Source organism: Streptomyces sp. NPDC001848 (assembly GCF_042891915.1).
Taxonomy (GTDB): Bacteria; Actinomycetota; Actinomycetes; order Streptomycetales; family Streptomycetaceae; genus Streptomyces.
The window spans coordinates 89,500-108,860 of sequence record NZ_JBIATP010000017.1; the positions used below are offsets into that span (position 1 = coordinate 89,500).

Annotated in this window: 15 protein-coding genes and 9 pseudogenes; 12 read left to right on the top strand and 12 right to left on the bottom strand. The window is 68.3% G+C overall.

What is annotated here, in order from left to right; all coding sequences use genetic code 11:
• The first annotated feature begins 97 nt into the window (after positions 1–97).
• Together ACFYZJ_RS30735 and ACFYZJ_RS30740 are read left to right on the top strand one after the other, a co-directional pair.
• Positions 98–778: a hypothetical protein gene (locus ACFYZJ_RS30735; protein ID WP_388573369.1), complete on the top strand. Its 681-nt coding sequence runs from the start codon at positions 98–100 to the stop codon at positions 776–778.
• A gap of 187 nt (positions 779–965) precedes the next feature.
• Positions 966–2,038 (top strand): annotated as a pseudogene (locus ACFYZJ_RS30740) (hypothetical protein).
• A gap of 14 nt (positions 2,039–2,052) precedes the next feature.
• Here the strand turns inward: ACFYZJ_RS30740 and ACFYZJ_RS30745 are convergent.
• The 3 genes and pseudogenes from ACFYZJ_RS30745 to ACFYZJ_RS30755 form a co-directional block, all read right to left on the bottom strand.
• Positions 2,053–2,360: pseudogene (locus ACFYZJ_RS30745) on the bottom strand (NUDIX domain-containing protein); the annotation flags it as partial.
• A 57-nt stretch (positions 2,361–2,417) separates the two neighbouring features.
• A pseudogene (locus ACFYZJ_RS30750) lies at positions 2,418–3,086 on the bottom strand (integrase); the annotation flags it as partial.
• Positions 3,087–3,193: 107 nt separating this feature from the next.
• Positions 3,194–3,658, bottom strand: coding sequence for a GNAT family N-acetyltransferase (locus tag ACFYZJ_RS30755; protein WP_388573371.1), 465 nt, complete (start codon positions 3,656–3,658; stop codon positions 3,194–3,196).
• 124 nt (positions 3,659–3,782) lie between these two features.
• Between ACFYZJ_RS30755 and ACFYZJ_RS30760 the strand changes: the two are divergent.
• A pseudogene (locus ACFYZJ_RS30760) lies at positions 3,783–3,979 on the top strand (integrase); the annotation flags it as partial.
• Between the two features lie 64 nt (positions 3,980–4,043).
• Complete coding sequence (locus tag ACFYZJ_RS30765; RefSeq protein WP_388573373.1) at positions 4,044–4,649, top strand: class I SAM-dependent methyltransferase; 606 nt, start codon at positions 4,044–4,046, stop codon at positions 4,647–4,649.
• A gap of 439 nt (positions 4,650–5,088) precedes the next feature.
• On the opposite strand, the gene ACFYZJ_RS30770 is transcribed toward ACFYZJ_RS30765, so the two are convergent.
• Together ACFYZJ_RS30770 and ACFYZJ_RS30775 are read right to left on the bottom strand one after the other, a co-directional pair.
• On the bottom strand, positions 5,089–6,141 hold the full coding sequence (locus tag ACFYZJ_RS30770; protein WP_388573375.1) for a hypothetical protein: 1,053 nt from the start codon (positions 6,139–6,141) through the stop codon (positions 5,089–5,091).
• A 715-nt stretch (positions 6,142–6,856) separates the two neighbouring features.
• Positions 6,857–7,162, bottom strand: coding sequence for a hypothetical protein (locus ACFYZJ_RS30775; protein WP_388573376.1), 306 nt, complete (start codon positions 7,160–7,162; stop codon positions 6,857–6,859).
• 98 nt (positions 7,163–7,260) lie between these two features.
• On the opposite strand from ACFYZJ_RS30775, the pseudogene ACFYZJ_RS30780 reads away from it, so the two are divergent.
• The 3 genes and pseudogenes from ACFYZJ_RS30780 to ACFYZJ_RS30790 form a co-directional block, all read left to right on the top strand.
• Positions 7,261–8,034 (top strand): annotated as a pseudogene (locus ACFYZJ_RS30780) (SDR family NAD(P)-dependent oxidoreductase); the annotation flags it as partial.
• A gap of 344 nt (positions 8,035–8,378) precedes the next feature.
• Positions 8,379–8,897, top strand: coding sequence for a hypothetical protein (locus ACFYZJ_RS30785; RefSeq protein ID WP_388573378.1), 519 nt, complete (start codon positions 8,379–8,381; stop codon positions 8,895–8,897).
• A 225-nt stretch (positions 8,898–9,122) separates the two neighbouring features.
• Positions 9,123–11,093: a potassium transporter Kup gene (locus ACFYZJ_RS30790; protein ID WP_388573380.1), complete on the top strand. Its 1,971-nt coding sequence runs from the start codon at positions 9,123–9,125 to the stop codon at positions 11,091–11,093.
• An 87-nt stretch (positions 11,094–11,180) separates the two neighbouring features.
• On the opposite strand, the pseudogene ACFYZJ_RS30795 reads toward ACFYZJ_RS30790, so the two are convergent.
• Positions 11,181–11,270: pseudogene (locus ACFYZJ_RS30795) on the bottom strand (class II aldolase/adducin family protein); the annotation flags it as partial.
• 8 nt (positions 11,271–11,278) lie between these two features.
• On the opposite strand from ACFYZJ_RS30795, the gene ACFYZJ_RS30800 reads away from it, so the two are divergent.
• The 5 genes and pseudogenes from ACFYZJ_RS30800 to ACFYZJ_RS30820 form a co-directional block, all read left to right on the top strand.
• Entirely contained in the window at positions 11,279–11,554 is a 276-nt protein-coding gene (locus tag ACFYZJ_RS30800) for a PucR family transcriptional regulator ligand-binding domain-containing protein (RefSeq protein ID WP_388573382.1), read from the top strand.
• Positions 11,555–11,723: 169 nt separating this feature from the next.
• Positions 11,724–12,453 (top strand): annotated as a pseudogene (istB, locus tag ACFYZJ_RS30805) (IS21-like element helper ATPase IstB).
• Between the two features lie 105 nt (positions 12,454–12,558).
• A complete protein-coding gene (locus ACFYZJ_RS30810; protein ID WP_388573384.1) occupies positions 12,559–13,596 on the top strand; it encodes a hypothetical protein in 1,038 nt (345 codons plus the stop codon).
• A gap of 66 nt (positions 13,597–13,662) precedes the next feature.
• Positions 13,663–13,899 carry a tetratricopeptide repeat protein gene (locus ACFYZJ_RS30815; RefSeq protein ID WP_388573533.1) on the top strand — a complete coding sequence of 79 codons (237 nt, stop codon included), beginning with the start codon at positions 13,663–13,665 and terminating at the stop codon, positions 13,897–13,899.
• 480 nt (positions 13,900–14,379) lie between these two features.
• Positions 14,380–14,535: pseudogene (locus ACFYZJ_RS30820) on the top strand (IS5/IS1182 family transposase); the annotation flags it as partial.
• Positions 14,536–14,702: 167 nt separating this feature from the next.
• Here ACFYZJ_RS30820 and ACFYZJ_RS30825 read toward each other — a convergent pair.
• The 6 genes and pseudogenes from ACFYZJ_RS30825 to ACFYZJ_RS30850 all read right to left on the bottom strand — a co-directional run bounded on the left by ACFYZJ_RS30825 (position 14,703) and on the right by ACFYZJ_RS30850 (position 19,348).
• A complete protein-coding gene (locus ACFYZJ_RS30825; RefSeq protein ID WP_388573386.1) occupies positions 14,703–15,575 on the bottom strand; it encodes an endo alpha-1,4 polygalactosaminidase in 873 nt (290 codons plus the stop codon).
• Between the two features lie 475 nt (positions 15,576–16,050).
• Positions 16,051–16,380 (bottom strand): hypothetical protein, encoded by a 330-nt coding sequence (locus ACFYZJ_RS30830; protein WP_388573388.1) that lies wholly within the window; start codon positions 16,378–16,380, stop codon positions 16,051–16,053.
• Positions 16,381–16,646: 266 nt separating this feature from the next.
• Positions 16,647–17,519 (bottom strand): polysaccharide lyase, encoded by an 873-nt coding sequence (locus tag ACFYZJ_RS30835; protein WP_388573390.1) that lies wholly within the window; start codon positions 17,517–17,519, stop codon positions 16,647–16,649.
• A gap of 37 nt (positions 17,520–17,556) precedes the next feature.
• Positions 17,557–18,402 carry a chitosanase gene (locus tag ACFYZJ_RS30840; protein WP_388573391.1) on the bottom strand — a complete coding sequence of 282 codons (846 nt, stop codon included), beginning with the start codon at positions 18,400–18,402 and terminating at the stop codon, positions 17,557–17,559.
• Positions 18,403–18,700: 298 nt separating this feature from the next.
• Positions 18,701–18,953: pseudogene (locus ACFYZJ_RS30845) on the bottom strand (transposase); the annotation flags it as partial.
• 230 nt (positions 18,954–19,183) lie between these two features.
• A complete protein-coding gene (locus ACFYZJ_RS30850) occupies positions 19,184–19,348 on the bottom strand; it encodes a hypothetical protein (RefSeq protein ID WP_388573393.1) in 165 nt (54 codons plus the stop codon).
• Positions 19,349–19,361 lie beyond the last annotated feature (13 nt).

Below are 19,361 nucleotides of genomic sequence, written 5' to 3' on the forward strand. Positions count from 1 at the left end.
GGTGGACGGCCGCACGGCCGTCCACCGCCCTCGGGCAGCCTTCAGCCGCGGTCTGCCCGAGGGTCTCTCCGTCAAGATCAAGCTTGAAAGGTGTCAGGTGGTTCAGACCATTGCCGAGCTCGCCCTGATCGGCATTCCGCCGCTGTGCTGGGCCGCCCTCTACCGGACTCGGGGTGTCGGGGCCGTGGTGGGCGCGGTGCTGCTGGCCGTCGCCGCGCTGCTGGGCGCGGAACTCGCCGGCCTGCTTCCGCAGCGCGCGCGGGCCGAGGCGGTGGTTGGCTACGCACCGCTGACCATTGTGGTGATATCCGTCGGCGTACTCGTCGAGCGCCGACTGCGCGGGCGCCGTCAGCGCAACGAGCGGGCACGTTTCGCCACCGTGGCGCTCAGTTGGTACGGGGTGGTGGTGATGCTGCTGTTCACCCCCTACTACGTCCTCTTCGGGCTACGTGAGTCCCTGGTGCCGTCCACCGACCTGGTGCTTCCCCTGCCACCCGGCTACATGGCCACCGAGTCCTCGGGCGGCTTCGACTCCTGCGGCAGCGCGGTCTGCTCCCGCCGGCTGATCGTCACCGGGCCGCACGGGCAGCCGGTCGCGGAGACCAAGGCTGTGCTGCGGGACTGGCTGACCACCCACCACGGCTGGCACCTGGACGCCGCCGGGTCGGGCACCCAGCGGGCCGGCTGGCTGCTCGACCGCCGTAGTGCCAGCGTTGATCTGGTGGTGAGCGGGCAGCAGGTCTCGGTGGTACTGGCAGGCAGCGACGGTTGGCACTGAGCCGACGCGGGGCGCCAGCCCGCCGACGCGTCCGGCCAGTGGGTCATCACGCCATATGACCCCTTTGCGGTACGGCTCCATGACGGCCGCGGGAACCGGAGCCTCGGCATTGATCGTCATCCCCGGCAACACCAGCCACAACAGTGGGACGGAGGCAGGCGAGGGAAACAGCGATACGGAGGACGGAATGGACACGGCACACATACCCGCCGAGGACGAGCAGACGCGGGAGAGTGCCCCGGCACCCCGCACACGCACATGGCTCGTCCGGACGAGACGCACGGCCCTCGCCCTGGTCCTCGCCGTCCTGCTGCCGCTCCTCGCCGCCGAGACCGCGCTTCGCGTGAACTACGGGGGCGACCTGGCGGACGGCACGCACACCAGGAACCAGGACGCGATCTGGCTTGGCCACGCCTGGATCGACGGCCGCAAGAGCGACGCCGACGTCGAGGCCCTCGCCGGGTGGCTGCGCGGCACCGGCATCCGTGACCTGTACGTCCATTCGGGCCCCTGGAGCACGACGGCACGCTTCCCGCCGCGGACTACCCGAAGGCGCGGTGGCTGATCGAAGCCGTGCACCGACGGATGCCCGGCGTGCGCGTCCAGGCGTGGCTCGGCGACCCAACTGGCCAGCGAGTCCCCAGACGGCCTCCGCCTCGACCGCGCCGCAACCCGGGCCGCCATCGTCCGCTCCACCCGTGAGATCCTCTCCGTCGGCTTTCAGGGCGTCCACCTCGATCTGGAACCCCTCCACTCCGGCGACCGCGACTACCTGCACCTCCTGGATGACCTGCGCCGCGAGACCCGCGCCCGGCACACCCTGCTCTCGGTCGCCGCCGCCCAGATCGACCCGCTGCCCGCCTTCCACTCCTTCTGGGGAACAGCCACCGGTCACCCCAAGTGGTGGTCCCAGGCGTACTTCGGGCAGGTGGCCCGCCGCGTCGACCAGATCGCCGTCATGTCGTACGACATCATGCAGCCCTTGCAGAGCCTGTACGGCGGCTACGTCGCCCAGCAGACCAGTCTCGCCTGGAGGTCACCCCGCCCTCCACCGACCTGCTGATGGGCCTGCCCTTCTTCCACGAGAACCGGTTCGGCCACTTTGCCCGCGCCGAGACGGTCCCCGCCGCCGTCCGGGGCGTACGCCTTGGCCTGTCCCGCACGGACGCCCACCGCCCGGCCTTCGGAGTGGCGCTGTACGTGGACTTCGCGGCGACGGGCGGCGACTGGACCGCCTACGAGGAGGACTGGGTGCGGTGACTTCAGGACGGGGTCACCAGGCGGCCGATGTACGTTTTCTCGTACTGCTGGCGATTCTCTCCGTCGCTGCAGGCCACGACGTGGTGCGGGTTGGTGTAGACGCCGACGATGCCGGTGACCTCGGCGATGATGCCGGTTTCTTCCAGGCACTCGCGTACCGCGCACTCTGCCGCGGTCTCGCCGATGTCCTGCGCGCCTCCGGGAAGCGCCCACCGGCCGGTGTCACGGCGGCGCTGGAGAAGGATGGCTCCGGTCTCGTCGACAACGAGCGGGTTGCTGGCCGAAGGAGCGTGTTTGCCTTGGGCGCGGCCGGGTCGTTGTGTGTCGGGAACCCCGGCTATCAGTGCACTTCCGCAGTGAAGTACCTCAGCGGCCCGCGCTGGGCGACCCAGTCCGCGGTGGGGTGGGCGGTCGCGCCGAGGATGCGGATACAGCGGTTGGCGTGCTCGATGACGGCGAGGACATAAAGGGTTGGTCCGTTAAGGGGAGTGACAGTGAGGAAGTCGTAGGCCAGGATCGCGTGGGCTTGGCCGCGCAGGAATGCGGCCCAGGTTTGACGGTCACGTTCGGGCGCTGGCTCGATCCCGTGGGCTCGCAGGATCTCCCAGATGGTGGAGGGTGCCACCTTGATGCCGGGCACGGCGAGTTCGCCGTGGATGCGTCGGTACCCCCAGGAGCTGTTCTCGCGGGCCAGGCGCAGGACAAGGGCCTGGCTGGAGCGACGGGTCGGTGGTCTGCCGGACCGCTTGCGACGGGAGGCGTCAGCGTGACGACGGCGCATGAGGTCACGGTGCCACCTCAGGACTGTCTCCGGCGAGACGATCAGGTGCAGCTGCCGCAGCTTCGGCTTGGGGAGCCGGTGGAGGAGCGTGGCCAGGAAAGCGCGGTCCGCTGGGGTGACGCGCGGCCTGTCGATCTGCCGCTGCAGGACGGCCAACTGGTGGCGCAGTGTCAAGATCTCGATGTCCTTGTCGACAGCGCTCGTCGGCAACAGTCGGATCAAGGCGAACACGCTCGACACGGCCAGGTAGGGCAGTCGCATCAGGATGAGCGACCAGCCTGACACGCTCATCCGGCGATCACGGACCATTCGCGACAATCTGCAGGTCACAGGTCATGGATAGGGTTTTCGGCACCCGCAACTCGGACCAGTCGTCACGTGGATGAGAACTGGCCGTTCGCGCGGCTGAGGAGGCCGATCTCGATCGCTCGGCCCGGATCACTCCACATGCCCATCGCGGTGTTCATCCTGAGAAAACCGAGCCTTCGGTAGAACGCCTCGGTACCCGGGCTGGCGTAGAGGATGATCTTCTTGTGGCCGCGGGCGAAATCCACAAGCCTTCGTATGATGCCGGATCCCCATCCTCTTCCCTGGTGATCGGGGTGCACCGCCACATCGGCGATGTAAGCGCAGTCCACGCCGTCCGCAAGAGCCCGCCCCGCACCCACAAGCGCGCCGTCGAAGTAGACGAAGCAGGCGAACATGCTGTTGCCGAATACCGTTGCGAGCGCCTCGGGGGACTTATCACCCAGCGGTGCTACCCGGTACAGACTCGACAGCTCATCGAAGTCCACGTCATCAATGCAGTACCCCCACGAATAACCGCCCACAGCTCCCATGCCCCCAACGTAGTGACATGGTGCCCCGACCGTGTGGGCCAATTCAGGCCCGGTCCGGTGGGCCAGTTCGCCCGGACCCAAACCCTCATCCCTGGCAACCGCTGTGCGAGCCGGCGTGGCGGAGACTGGCGCCGGCGTAGGCCCTGCGCCCCGCAGAGGCGGGTCCAGGTGGTGAGAGTTCCTCACGGCGCAGGCCGATGGCATCCTCGCCTGCCATTTTTTGCACGTCGACCTGGTGGATCCGGCCGGGTCTACGCGCTGATCTTCCTTGAGCACGGCGCACGCCGTCTGCACGTTGCCGGGGTGACCGCACATCCGACTGGGTGAGCCGAGTCGGTCGAGCCACCTCTTCGAGCGGCCCACGGCCCGGCATACAGTCGGCGGCATGAGCCGTTGGGAAGAGCTGACCGGGGGAGCGTCTGGGCAGGACTACGCCGCCCGGTTCACGGCCCTGGCCCGTGGCGGGAAGGGCGTGCACGGGGAGGCGCGATTCTGCGCGGCGCTCGTGCCTGCCGGAGCGCGGGTGCTGGATGCCGGGTGCGGCACCGGACGGGTCATGATCCGGCTCGTGGAGCTCGGGTACGACTGCGTCGGGGTCGACCTTGATGCGTCGATGCTCGCAGTGGCGCAGCAGCAGGCGCCGGAACTGCCTTGGTTCCAGGCCGATCTGGCCGCGTTCGACCCGGGTCTGCTCGGCATCGCGACGGACTTCGATCTCGTGGTCGCTGCGGGCAACGTGTTCCCGCTTCTCGCTCCCGGCACCGAAGCCACGGTGGTCGGGCGCCTGGCCGCGGCCCTGCGTCCGGGTGGTCTGATGGTCGCCGGCTTCGGCCTGGACGAAGCCCACCTGCCCGTGCCGCCCGGCATCACCCTGCAGGAGTATGACGACGTGTGCGCCGCGGCCGGCCTTACCCTCGTCGACCGCTTCGCCACGTGGGACGCCGACCCTTACGACGGCGGCGGCTACGCCGTCAGCGTCCACCGTCGGTGAGGTTTCGCGGGACCTCTCGATCACCCGCCTCCGCCAAGTGGCCAGCAGCTTCTCAGGTAGTCCGAGAGCTCTTCTCTCGGGGCAACCGGATCTCACGAGGAGATGGTGGAGCACCACTGGCGATCTTGCACCGCGAGAAGTCCTGGCGCGACCACGACTGTATCGTCAGCGGTTGACTCGCCCCTCGGACACTCCTTATGGGACGTTCACGAGATCGTCCCGAAACGTTCACGAATTACCGGTCGAGTCATGTTACTCACCGGTGTTTCGTCGTTTCTGGGGCCTTCGGGCCTCACGATCGGCTCGGTGAGGGGTTGGTGCGGTGGCGGGTCCGGGTGCTGCGCCTCTCGCCTGCGGAAACAGGACATGCCTGTGCGACGGCTGGTGGCCGTGGCGCAGGCATGTGGGGTTTTCAGGGGTGGAGCGCTGCGGGGGTGTGTCACTCACGTGGCGGAGGCTCGACCGGGTCGGTCGGAAGCAGTTGCCCGTGGGGTGGCTCGAGGGGCTGGCCGGATTGGGTTGTGGGGCTCGGCGTGCCGGCTGTGCGGGGCCGGATGCCCTGGTCGCGGCAGAACCGTTTGATGGCTCGGAAGTTCGCCACGAAGATGATCACGGCGTGAAGCAGGGTCTGCGCGACGCGTCCGTGGGGCAGTCGGAGCTGGGGGTTGTCGATGCTGTCGAGGGCGGACTTCTTGAGGTTGCCGTTGCCGCCCTCGCTCTGGCTGCGCAGTCCGGACCAGGCTTCCTGCCACATAGGGGTGAACAGGGGGTGTTTCTGCCGCCACTTGGCCAGTACCTTGCCCGGAACGGTGATGCTCTTCCCCGTGCAGATGTCAGGGTAAGAACCGGCGTCCCGCTTGGGCTTGCGGATGGTGGGCAGGGCGGCCGTGGTGCGGACGGTGGGGGCGTCGAGGTCGACAACGGTGGACCGGCGTGGTTGGGGGCGGCGGTAGCAGGTGACCGTGGCGTGTGGTCCGAGTGCTGGGCACTGCCGGCGCTGGTCGCCTGCGGGCCCGTACTCCTTGACCTTGGTTTGGTAGTTCCTGCGGGACTGGATCAAGTTGAGCGCGTGGGCGCGGTCCTCGTCCGTGCGGCTGTTGATGTAGGTGGCGCCTGCAGTGACGAGCGGGGTGGGCATGAGAGGGCAGTAGAACTCGCCTCCGACCAGCTCCGTACCGCGGAAGGTCCCTTGCCGGTCGACCTTGTCGTCGTTGTAGTGCTTCACCGTGTTGAGGCCGAGTTCGAGCAGCTGGAGATGCAGGTTGCGGGGCTTGGCCTGGGAGATGCCCCGGTCGGCACAGAAGAGGTCCTTGACCAGGCCCCGGTCGTACGCTGCCCGGATGGCACGCAGGGCGGCCGGGCCTGGTTCGGTGCCCGGGGTGTGGAGGATCATGCCGAGGCAGACCGCGGGGTAGGTACCGGCGAGGTCGCCGTGGCCATGGCCGGGGAACGCGGCCATCATGGCGTAGCGGAACTCCCGCTTCTCTGGCACCTTCGCTTTCTTCTCCTGCGGGAGAGGCTGGCCTGTTCGCCGTACCGCGCCGGGTGCCGGTATTCGTGGGCGTCAATGTTCCGTTGCCGGGCTGCACCGGCCGCTTCTGCGCTCCTCCCTTGACGTACATCCCGGCGGTGATCTCCAGCGAGGCCCGGTCCCTGTCGTAGTCCGGCCCTTTACCCAAGACTGGAACCGGGGTGTCGTCGACCGCGATGTGACCTTGCCAGCGTGCGAAGTCGCCGCGCCGGTAGGAGGCCATGACCGGAGCGAGAACCAGGTCCTGGGCGATGGCTTCCAGGTTGCGCACGGTGTCTGCGTTTGCGGGGGCGTTCCACTTGCGCCGGATCTTCTTGGCCTCACTGAGTGGCAGGCGTTTTCGGCGGTCGTGCGGCGCGGGGTCCAGGCAGGCCCAGGACCGGTAGACCCGCTTCGACGTCGTGTACTGCCGGTGTGCGATGTGGTCGATCTCTTCGCTGGTGGCGTCCTCGGGGATGTCCGGGTCGACGTCGGGGACGTCGAGCAGGCGTTTGGCCCCTGGAGACAGTGCGAAGCGCCTGTACGACGCCCACCGCATCAGCGACACGACCCGACGCCGCCTGCAACGCTCCCTCGACCTGGAGGAGGCCCGGCTCGCGGACATCTGACGGCAAAGCGGTCATGTCAACGCGCCTCGGCTGCGTACTCGACTCCGCTCGACAGCGAGAGTGACTGCTCAGCGGAACTCGGCCAGCCGCGGCCGCAGTCCCCAAGCAGCGAGCACCATCGCCGCGAGCAGCAGGCCGCCCGCCGAGGGAAGCGGCACGCTCACCGCAGAGCGGCCGTCCCGCACCGACGAGGCGAAGTGGGCACGGTTGATGTCCGTCACCTTGTCCAGGGCGGCCATCCACGCGCTGAAGTGCGCATTGGAGGTGCCCGGCTTCCAGTCCATGCAGAACTCGACGGCCTGCTGTTCCTTTCCGGCCGTCAGCAGCGCCCGGATTCTGCGGTCGTCGCGCTGGTAGACAGCGTACGTCTCCACAGTCCTCTCGGCAGCGGCGCGCTCCCCGGGGAAGGTGATGTTGTCCAGCTCGCGCCGGAACTCGCCGGTGAAGCGAAGGTCGCGATGGTCGGCCCGGTACGCCCGCCAGTTCCGGCATCGGCTACGAGACCGCCCGGCAGCTCGCCGGACGCGGTGCCACCGTGCTGCTGCACGGACGTACCACCGAGGAGGCCCGCGCGGCCGCCGACCGTCTCATCGCCACCGCAGGCATCGACCCGCACCGGCTGTCCACGTACGCCGCCGACTTCGCCCGCCTTGAGGAGGTCGAGACGCTCGCCCGCAAGGTCGCCACCGAGCACCCCCGCCTGGACGTGCTCGTCAACAACGCCGGCATGGCCGCCCCGGAGCGGCACACCGTCACCGCCGATGGCAACGAGATCGCCTTCCAGGTCAACTTCCTCGCCCACTACCTGCTCACCTGCCTGCTGGCACCAGCGCTCACCAGCGACCCGGGCGGCCGCGTCGTCAGCGTGTCATCGGCCCTGCACCGCATCGCCTCCATCCAGTGGGCCGACCCCAACCGCGCCCGCCGCTACTCCCGGCTCGCCGCCTACGCCCAGTCCCAGTTGGCGCTGACGATGTTCGCGGCCGATCCGCGCGTGACGGCGGTCTCGGTGCACCCGGGCGTCTGCGACACCGCCCTGCTGCCGCTCTACGCCCACACGGGCGCCTCCCCCGCCGAGGGGGCCGCGCACGTGGTCCGGCTGTGCGACCCGGCGGTCGAGATCGTCAACGGTGCCTACTACGACCGCGACGAACGCGTCGACCCCGCCCCGGCCGCGACCGAGGACCGCACGCTCAAGCGCCTGAACAAGCTGGCGGACCTGCTGGTCGGCCGCAGTGCCGCCTGAAGAGCACCTGAGACTCTGAGAGCCGGACCTGTCCAAGCGCGCCCGCAAGAAGAAGGCCCGCCGCAAGAAGAAGGCCAACCACGGTCACAAGGCCAGCCAGAGCTGACTGAACGCCGTCGACCGCCGCGTGGAAGAGGAGGGGCGGCACTGCCTCGTCTCCGGTCCGGTCGCACAGCCGGACCACGTGCGCGGCCCCCGGCATCCTCGAGACGTGCCTACGCAGGGCCTGGCACCAGAGATCTCCGAACGGGCGCGTTAGGATCTCGTCAAAATCGACCCGTACGCCGCTAGGGCCCCGTCAGCAGCGGTCGCCGAGTCCGCTACGGCCGCCTAGCGTCGGCAGCATGCGACAGAGCGGACGGGCGAGCCCAGCCGGCGATCGCCACTGGCGTGGCAGCGCCCGGTTCGCGGTGTGCGGCGCCCTGGCCTTCTGCGCCCTGAGCCTCCTGGTCGACTGGGACGCTGGAAGCCTGACGCTCCTTCGCGCCCTGCTGTGGCTCACCCTCTCAGCAGCGGTATGCACCGTCCTGCTGCCGCAACGGGTGACTGCGGGCCCCGGCTGTCTCGCCGTGCGCACGCCATGGCACCGGCGAATGGTCCGCACCGACGCGCTGACAGCCGTACGGCAGTACGACGGCGTCTCCTCCCACCTGGTCCTGCGGGACAACCACGGCCACCGCCTCGAACTGGATCCCCGGATCCTCGCGGCCAACCCCCTGCTCTGGCACGAACTCGACACGGGCGTCCGCCGCTCCCTCGAACGCGGAACGCTGCGCGAAGGAGCGGATGTCCTCGACCGGCTGGGCCACCGCATCGACGAGGACACGGTGCGGGCGGTGCTCCGGGCGTCGGGACTGTCCTGACCTGAACTGCCCTTTGGGGGATGTCGGCGTCGCGGCGCCCGGCCACCCCCATCTGCTGTGTCGTCGCCACTTGCCGAGCTTCAGCCGCGGCATTGTGGGACCCGCCGGGGCGGCGCCAGTCGAACGCAGACGCGTGCTGCGAACGGTCGCGCAAGGAGGCCGGGATATCGTCCACCGTGTTGCACCTGGCCTGCAGCACAGCAGGCCGTACGGAGGAGGATTGACATGGCCAATCGCCGGCGCAGAGGCGAGGCGGACGGCGGCCACGCAGCTCGGCCGCTGGAGGCCGGCGGTCAGGTCGCGCACGACTCGGTGCGTCTCGCCCTGGTGATCGGTGCTCTGGGCGTCGTCTTCGGTGACATCGGGACCAGCCCGATCTACACCCTCCAGACCGTGTTCAACCCGAGCGACCCGCACCCCGTCCCGGTCACCACGCAGAACGTGTACGGGGTGGTGTCACTCGTGTTCTGGTCGGTGGTGATCATCGTCCTGGTCACGTATGTGCTGCTGGCGATGCGCGCCGACCACGACGGCGAGGGCGGCATCATGGCACTGATCACCCTGGTACGGCGGTGGAGCTCGCGACGGGCCGGGCGGGCCACGGCCCTCCTGGCTGCGCTGGGCATCTTCGGCGCGTCGTTGTTCTTCGGCGACAGCATGATCACTCCGGCGATCTCGGTGCTGTCCGCGGTCGAAGGGCTCAAGGTCGTCCAGCCGTCGCTGGAAAGCGCGGTCGTGCCGATCACGGCGCTGATCATCATCTTGCTGTTCGTCGTACAGCGCAGAGGGACCGCGGCGGTGGGCCGGGTGTTCGGGCCCGTCATGATCGCCTGGTTCACAGCCATCGGCGCGTGCGGCGTGGTCAACATCGCCGACCACCCGGCGATCCTCCGGGCGCTGTCACCGACGTACGCCCTGGGCTTTCTGTTCGGCCATTTCGGTACCGCCTTCTTCGCCCTCGCCGCGGTCGTGCTCGCGGTCACCGGCGCCGAGGCGCTCTACGCCGACATGGGGCACTTCGGCCGCCGGGCGATCACCCGCGGCTGGATGTTCCTCGTCTTCCCAGCCTGCATCCTGAGCTACCTCGGCCAGGGCGCGCTGATCCTCGCCGATTCCAAGAACATAAGAAGCCCGTTCTTCCTCCTCGTGCCCGAGTGGGGACGGCTGCCCATGGTCCTGCTGGCCACGGCGGCCACCGTGATCGCCTCGCAGGCGGTGATCACCGGCGCGTACTCGGTCACCTCGCAGGCCGCCCAGCTCGGCTACCTGCCGAGGCTGCGGATCGCACACACCTCCGAATCCACCATCGGTCAGATCTACGTCCCCTGGATCAACTGGCTGCTGATGGTCTCGGTCCTCACCCTGGTCTTCGCCTTCCGCAGCTCCACCGCGCTGGCCTTCGCGTTCGGCATGGCGGTCACCGGCACCATCACCATCACCACCCTGCTGTTCTTCTACGTCGCCCGCGCGAAATGGGGCACGCCCACGTGGCTGATCGCCATCGGTGCCACCGTGCTGCTCTTCGTGGACCTGCTGTTCGTGGCGGCCAACCTGACCAAGCTCATTCACGGCGCGTGGCTGCCACTGCTGATCGGCCTCACCGCGTTCACCGTCATGACCACCTGGCAACGCGGCCGCCAACTCGTCACCGCGGAACGGGCACGGCTCGAAGGTCCGCTGCCCGAGTTCATCGACGACCTCCGCACAGAGAAGGTGCCGACGCTGCGGATCCCCGGCACGGCCGTCTTCCTCAACCGGGGCAAGCAGACCGCGCCGCTGGCCATGCGGGCCAACGTCGAGCACAACCACGTGCGGCACGACCAGGTCGTGATCCTCTCCCTCGAGACCAAGCCCGTGCCCCGCGTCCCGGCCGACCAGCGGATCGTCGTCGACGACCTGGGCTACCGCGACGACGGGATCATCCACGTGACGGCCCGGTTCGGTTACATGGAGACACCGGACGTGCCCAGCACACTGGCACAGCTCGACCCGGCCCGGACCGAGGGACCGTTGGACCTCGACCAGGCGTCCTACTTCCTCTCGAAGATCGAGCTCCGGCGCGGGAAGGCACGGACGATGGCAGCCTGGCGCAAGCGGCTGTTCATCGCCACCTCCTACATCACGGCCGACGCCGCCGAGTACTTCGGCCTTCCCCGCGACCGCACCGTCGTCATGGGCTCGCAGATCGAGGTATAGACGCGGACCGGCCACTGACTGACCGTCACGCCGAGGTCAAGGAGGGGGCCGAGGGTGACAACGGTGCCGACGACATGCGCCGCTGTCGATCAGGTCGGTCATACGGAAGTGCGCCACCAGGCGGTAGACCGTGGCGAGTTCATGGCGCAGTCGCAGTTCCTCGTGGGCTGGGAGGATGCCTCCCCATGACCGAGACCGAGCAGCCGTCCGTTGCCCTCAGCGTGCTGCTCGCCGACCCGGAACTGGGACTGAGCCAGGTCACCGGGCCGGCCGAGGGCCGCCGTATCAGCACGCTCGGTACCACGGAGATCGAGGCCCCCACGCCTTGCCTCGTCGGTGGCGAACTCCTCCTGACCGCCGGCGTCGGCCTCCCGCGCGACGCGAACGGTATCGACACGTATCTACAGCGGGTCATCGCCGCCGGAGTCGCCGCGCTCGGGTTCGGCGTCGTCCCCGTGTAAGAGGAGGTGCTGCCCGCACTCGTCGCAGCCTGTGACCGGCACGGGCTGCCCCTGCTGCGGTTGCCGCCGACCACCCCGTTCGTGGCGGTCGGGCAGGTCACGTACGCCGCGATGGCGGAGGCTCGCAGTCGTGGACTGAGGGACCTCTCCGGTCGACCAGGCATGCCGCATGCTGCGGCTGCCGACCATACGGGCCCAGTTCCCCGACCCGGCCGAAGCAGCCGCCCGTGAACAGATGTCGTATCGCGGCTTCCTCGCCGAGCTGCTGATGGCCGAGTGCGACGACCGAGCCTGCCGCCGTTCCGAACGACGGATCAAGGCCGCCGCCTTCCCCCGCGAGAAATCACTGCGGGCCTACGACTTCGACGCCAACCCCAGCGTCGACCCGGCGGTCATCCACACCCTGGCGACCTGCGAGTGGGTCAAGAAGGGCCTGCCGCTCTGCCTGATCGGCGACTCGGGCACCGGCAAGTCGCACCCTGATCGCGCTGGGCACCGAGGCAGCGATGGCCGGCTACCGGATCCGCTACACGCTCGCCACCAAACTCGTCAACGAACTGGTCGAGGCTGCGGACGAGAAGGTGCTGACCAAGACCATCGCTCGCTACGGCCGCGTTGATCTTTTGTGCATCGATGAGCTGGGCTATATGGAGCTCGACCGCAGAGGCGCTGAGCTGCTGTTCCAGGTTCTGACGGAGCGGGAGGAGAAGAACAGTGTCGCCATCGCCTCGAACGAGAGTTTCAGCGGCTGGACCAAGACCTTCACCGACCCCCGGCTCTGCGCGGCCATCGTCGACCGGCTCACCTTCGGCGGCAACCTCATTCAGACCGGCACCGAATCCTATCGCCGCGCCATCACCCAAGCCCGGGCCGCAGCCCAAGACGGCAAGGCAGGCTGACCGCCCTGGGACCCACTTCACCAGGAGGCGTCGCACCCCTCAACCTCAGTAACTGGAACAATGAAAGATCTTGCAGACGTCACCAGGGAGAGGGGAGATTCGACTGTGAACGTCGGACTGGCACGTTCCGCCGCGATCCAGTGGGTTGCCCAGCATGCCCAACCCGAGGCCGGCTTCCGGGGTGCGTACTTCAGCGGCTCAACCGTCGGGCTGCCGGACGACGCGGAGCTGTCGCCCTCCTCGGACATCGACATCTTCGTCGTCACCGCCCAGGAGGACCCACCGGCCAAGCCAGGGAAACTTCGCTTCCAGGACGCCCTGCTGGAAGTCAGCTACCTGCCCTGGACCGAGCTCGCCTCCGCCGACAACGTCCTGGCGTCCTACCACCTGGCCGGCAGCTTCCGCACTGACGCCATCATCGATGACCCCACCGGCGATCTGCACAAACTGCACGCACACATCTCGCGCCACTTCGCCGCCCGACCCTGGGTCCGCCGCAGATGCCAGGATGCCCGCCACCGGATCGAAACCCGCCTCGCTGCGATCGACACCTCGGCGCCGTTCCACGAGCAGGTGACCTCTTGGCTGTTCCCCACCGGCGTGACCTGCCACGTCCTCCTCGTCGCCGCCCTGCGCAACCCCACCGTCCGCCTGCGCTATCTGGCCGCTCGCCAGGTCCTCACCGACTACGGCCACCTCAGCCTCTACCCAGAACTTCTGAACCTTCTCGGCTGCTCACACCTGCCCGCGCAACGTGTCCAGCACCATCTGCGTGAACTCGCCACGACGTTCGACGCCACCGTCCAAGTGGCGAAGACCCCATTCTTTTTCAGCAGCGACATCACGCCCACCGCACGGCCGATCGCGATTGACGGAAGCCAGAGGCTCATCGACTCAGGCGACCACCACGAGGCCGTCTTCTGGATCATCGCGACCTTCGCCCGCTGCCACACCATCCTGGCCACCGACGCCCCCCAACTGCACGAAGCCCTCACCCCAGCCTTCCAGGCGGCCGTCACCGATCTCGGCATCAGCTCCACCCGTGACCTCATCCACCGGGCCGAAGAGGTGAGCCGGTTCCTGCCCCGGCTCTGGCAGACCACCGAGGACATCCTGCGCAGCAACCCCGACATCACCGAATAGCAGAGAAATGACATCGACTCGGCCACCGAGCGGTGTCAGTTCTCATCGACATTTCACGGCTCAGCGATCGACAAGTGCTGCCCGAACTCGTCGACAAGTGGTGTCCGTTCCCACCTACAAAGCCAACAGGCGTTGGGCGACGACCACCCAGGCACTCTCGCCGCCCGCAACAACCTCGCCGCCGCCCATCTGTCGGCAGGAGAGCCGGGTCAGGCGGTACCGCTGTTCGAGCAGGTCCACACTGCTTGCCAGCGGCTCATGGGCGAGGACCACCCGTTGACGACACTGGTGCGCGGCACCTGACCGCGGCACGCGGCACCTGAGAGGGGACGGGCGGGATGGCGGCGCGGCCGCGGTCGGGGATCAGGGCGCGCGCTCAGCCGGTTGCGCGCCGGCCGGGGAGCGCCGCGCCGTTCCGTCATCAGTGCGGCGGCGGTGCCAGGCCGGGAACGTCGGCGGGGGAGAGGTCGGAGCGGGCACCGTGCAGGCGTGCGGGGTGGCACCATCGCCCTGTGGAAGGAGGCGCGCACCGCCTCCCATCGCGGCACGGTGAACGACCTGCGCAGGCACGGCCTGTCCGTCGACGGCGGCCGCACCAGGGGCAGTGGAGAGGACCCCCCGCGCAGGGCTATGCGTCGGTGTCCTGGTGGAGGTCGGGGAAGAACCGCAGCCGCACGCCTGGCTCTCCGGAATCCTGGTCCTGTTCCGGGTGACGAGCACCAGTCACCCCGATCGCAGAACAACCACCCGGACGGCACGACTGTTCGAGCTGTGCCCGGCGCGCACGTCTTCCACCGGCTCGCCCGCTGCTACGAGCGGCACGCCACCGTCGTCCACACAGTCTTCGACCTCGCCGACACGATCACCACCGTACGCAGCCTGATCCGGCGGGCATGGGCGACTCACCTCTGGGACGAACGCCTGAACCGCCGACCATGACCGCGCCCCTATCCGCCCACCGCTTACGGTTCCACGTCGCCTGCGACACGTCCGTTCCCGCGGACCAGCGGTACGCCATGGCAACGCCCTGCGGGAACTGAAGATTCAGGTGGACAACCTGGCCGTCTCGTTCCAGCCCGGCAGGTCATCCGTACGCGCGGCTCACGTCAGTTGGTCCTGCGCACATAGCCCGGGTCGTCCGGCGTGGACACGTCCCGGTCCCGGCGCACAATGCTCAGCCGGTCGCCTTGGCCCGCGAGGGCTTTGCGCAGGCCGCTGTCCGTGTACTCGACGTCGACGACGTGGTTGTCGAAGGCCTTCGCGTACGCGTCGCACTCGTCGTACTGCCCGCACTCCTCCGTCACCGCGAAGTCGAGGCCGGTCCGCTTGCGCTGCCCGGCCAGATCGAGGGTGTTCTTCTGGCCGATGGCCAGATGGCGGGCGTGCGCGTGGGCCGACAGGAGGCTGATGAAGGCGATGGCGTCCTGCGCGCTCAGCAGGTTGTCGGAGCGGGTGTAGCTGTCGTAGTTGTCCGGCTCGACCGCGTCGAAGGCCTTGGCGGCGCAGGCGTCGATCCACTGGTTGATCCGCTTCGCCACCCGGGCGCGCTTGGCCGCCGTACCGATGTCGAGGAGCGCCTCGTTCCAGTCCTGGTCGATGACCACCTCGCCGCTTTTGTTCCGCAGCAGCAGATCGGCGGGCCATGTCTTCTCGTCGCCGGGCTGGGCCTGGAAGGCGTTGAGGTAACAGATGTTGTAGAGGCCCGGCGCGGGGGACGCCGTCCGGTCACGGCTGACGACGCGGACTCCGCCCGGCGGGGGATAGGCGCCCCCGATCTGGTAGTCGAAGCCGGCGTGCGGCGGTGGGAGCCTGACCGCGGTGGGAGGCGGCTTCTGGGAGGCGGACGCCTGCGACGGGCTCTGCCCTGTGGTCGCGTCCGAAGGGTCCTCCGTGTCGGCCTTGGTGCCGCAGCCGGCGACCGCCAGCAGGGCCACCACAACGGCGGCCGCTGCGACACGGGCCACACGCATGACGGACATGTCCGCTCCATCCATCGCGAGCACGACCCCGCCTCGGACGCTGCCGCAGTCCTGGCGACTCGCCGGACTTGGACCGTGCCCGCGGCCGGCTGGGCGCACCTCTGACGTACCGGGGTAACGACCCGGCACAGGCGTGATCAAAGCGTCCGCCGGCGGGCCGAGTCAAGGCGCCGGTCACACGACCCGCGAACCTCGGATTCCCCGTACGTACCGACCCATCCGAGGCCAGGGGGCGGTTCGCCGGGAAGGTGGCCGAAGACCGCAAAGGGCCCTTCTGATCGAGTCCGAGCAGGGCTTGTTCGCCCAGTCACGGCCCAGCGCTCCTTGGACCTTCCTGTGACGGATGTGGAGTGGCCGGTCAGCTCTGCCGATTCTCCCATGAGGCCACGAGGTCAGTGCACATGATGCGGATGTGACCACCGATCAGCTGGATGGTATGCATGCAGCCCGGGACTGCGGGCAGAATCTCGTCGATTTACACAGGCCCCAACCGGTCCAGTTGCCCCGTTATTTCAAAGCCCTTGACGCCTTGGTAGCAGACTCGGAGGATTTCTTGCGAGAAGTCGTTCCAGTGAAAAATGATGTGTAGTGAGAGCTCTTTGGGCCTCTCCTCGGCCGAGATGAGGTACGGCCGCAGATCCTTGACGCAGTGCTCGCGGTAGAAGTCGTAGTGCTCCGGGTCGGAAGCGAACCGCCGGGCGCCCTCGGGCAGGTGGGAGAAGATCTCAGGAAGCATTTCCAGGTACGCGCTCGGATCGAGAAGGTACCCGGTTTCGGTCTTCTGAATGTTGACGAACTCGAGCATGGAATTTCTTCGAACGGTGGGGGCGCGAGGCCGGTGCCTCGCGCCCCCTGGAAACGTCTATTGCGACTCTTCGCGAGGATCGCGGGGATCAGGAACGGACACAGGGCGCGGGATACCCTTCGCGGTCAACGGGTTTGGACGCCACCATGATCACGAAGCCCGCGCCTGTCCCGCTACGTGCCTCCTTTGGGTACGGGCGCGGGACCGAGGGCGTGGGCGAACCCGCGCGCGGTGGTACTGGTGTGGTGGGCTTGTGCCTTTGGCGGTCAGGGGCCGACGTAGTGGGTGCTCAGCCGGAAGTCGGCGAAGTAGGCGTTCTCGTCCTGACCGGGCCCCCAGGTGTTGTCACTGCCGCCGAAGAAGGTCGAGAAGAACACGCCGCTGAACGGGATCTGGTCCAGGCCGGACACACCGGTCCGGCGGAGGACCTGCCGGCCGTCGAGCCATACGGTCACCGTGCCGGCCGACCGGTCGACCTGCTGCTCAACGGCGTGCCACTGGCCGTCGCCCTGCCACTGCCAGTCGCCCAGGCCCAGATCGTCGCCGTAACCGCTACCGTTGGGCGCGTAGAAGTAGACCTCACCCGCTCCGGTGCTCGGATGGTCGCGCCACATGTAGCGGGTGGAGAAGGCGCTGCCGTCGTGGTTCCCGCCGCTCTCGGAACCGGGCGCGCCGCCGTAAAGCCCCGGCAGCTTGCCTCCCCGGCCGAAGTCGAAGCCGGTTTCGAACTTCACGTAGTACCGCAGGTCGAGGCTGGTGGCGTTCGCGAGGTCGGACCGCCCCATGGAGTTGAGGTCCATGTAGAACTGGCCGCCACCGGGGTTGGGGCAGTCTCCGCTCTGGTAGCAGGAGTGGGCCCCGGAGCCCTGGCCGTAGAACACCCGCAGGACGGTGCCCTTTGACGGATCGGGATCAGGGGCGGGCTGCATCTGGTCCCAGCCCCAGTTGTGCCCGTCGGAGGTGTCAACGCCCCAGGTACTGGCCCAGTTTGCCTCGTGGAAGCCGTCGAACGTACCGGTCCAGTCCGCAGTGTCGCTCGACGCCGCGTAACTGCTGGTGACCCCGGCGAAGCCCAGCAGCATGGTGGCGATCACGGCCGCCGTCATGGCGAGCAGTTGTCGCGGTACCACTCGTAGCATCGTTCTGGCCCTTCCTGTCAGGGTGGATGCGGCAGGCTCAGTCGTGGGGGTCAGTGATCGTGATGTTGAAGTCGGCGGCCACGGTCAGTGGTGCGCTCAGGTCCCAGTTGCCCTGATCCGCCAGTTGTTGCAGTGCCTGGGACCGGTCGGTCGCGCTGGGCCAGTCGTTCTGGCGGCCGGGAGTGCAGGGGTTGGTCATGTGCTGCTGGCGAATGGTGTTGAACTGGGCCAGCCACTGGGTCTCGTCGACGCCGGACGCGGGGTTGCCACCGAGGGCGGAGTCGGTCTCCTGGGCGATCTTCACCACTCCGTCGCAGTCACCCGGACCGGGACCCATCATCAGCGCGGTGTCGAAGAGGTTCTCCAGGCCCAGGTTGGTCTTGATCCCCTCCTGCGCCGCGAGGTTCTCGGCCGGTGTCAGGTAGGTGTCGTGGCCCACCTGGAGTTGCAGCTGTCGGAAGAGCGGGTCCTGGGCGGCCTGTCGCCAGTCGTCGGTGAAGGAGTCGCCGAGCGCGGTGGTGTCGTCGCTTCCCGAGTCGGCCAACTGCTGCAAAGTGCTCGTGTACTTGGCCAGTACGTTGTCGGGCTCAGCGGCGTTGTACTGCTTGACCAGGCTGAGCATGTCACCGGTCTGGGTACAGAAACCGATCCACCCGGCGGTGTAACCGCAGCCGTCATTGAGGTTCTGGATGTAGCCGTACTGCGGACTGGCAGTGCCGTTTTCGAACACGGCGGTGATGTCGTCCATCATGACGACCGTCTGCGGATCAACACGGGGCGCCGCCAAGGCACTTGCCGGGGGCGGCCCCGAGGTGACGGCAGCAAGGGACAGCGCCGCGCCGACAGCGAGTCGGACCAGGTGACGGGATCTGGAATTGCCCATGGGGAGCCTCCGTTGCTCGTGGGGGATCGGTGGCTTGCACGGCTGCAGCAGAGGAAACCGATAGGAAAGTTTCCTAACTAGGGCGGGACTGTAGGGCGCCCGCTTCTGCGCGGTCAACCGTCCGGCTGCAATTGCCCATCCGTCACCGTCACCTCAAGCCGTCCAGCCACGGGCCCGGCGAAGAAGGTCCCCGGGTGCAAGCGCGGGCTCGCGGTCGACGTCCTTGGCCTGGTCATCGCGGTCGCCCTATTCGCCGGGCCGGGACGGCGCTGCTGGACTGCGTGGCCGCGCAGACCTTTTCAGGGATGACTGCCTTGATGCCCTGATTACGCAGGTGGGCCCGGTTGCCACGGGATGAGTAGGCCTTATCCCCGCCGACTGCGTCAGGTCGGGGTGCGGGGACGGCCGACGGACCCGCGGACCCGGATCTTGTTGAGCACGGGAATGAACTACGGGCTGCCCGCGGCCTGCCCCGCCGTCAGGACGAACGGCAGGGGGCGGCATTTGCGGTCGGCAGCGAGGTGGACCTTGCTGCTCTGCCCACCCCGTGACCCTCAGGACGGCGGACTTCAGCCGGAACTTTCGGCGATGTCGGATGCGTCGCTGCTCCTCGCGCTTGGGGTCTGCTTCGGCGTTCTGCTCGGCCGACGATCCCGGCGGGGGCATCACCTGCCGCCGGCTGTGACGGCCGTCACCTGGGCGGGCGCGGTTCGGTGGGCCTGCTCTTCGTATGCGCGTCCGAGGTGCCGTGCCAGGGGCTTCCGCTGGTGACCGGGGACGGTCAGCTGCGATCGCCGTGCGCGGCCAGCCGTTTGAGGAGGGCGACGGACTCCGCGAGTTGTTGCTGTTCGGCGGGGGACAGCTCTGCCCGGATGGCTTCGGTGAGCCAGTCGGCTCGGCGGCCGCGATGTGCCCGGAGTGCCTGCAGGCCCGGATCGGTCAGCATGACGAGGACCTTG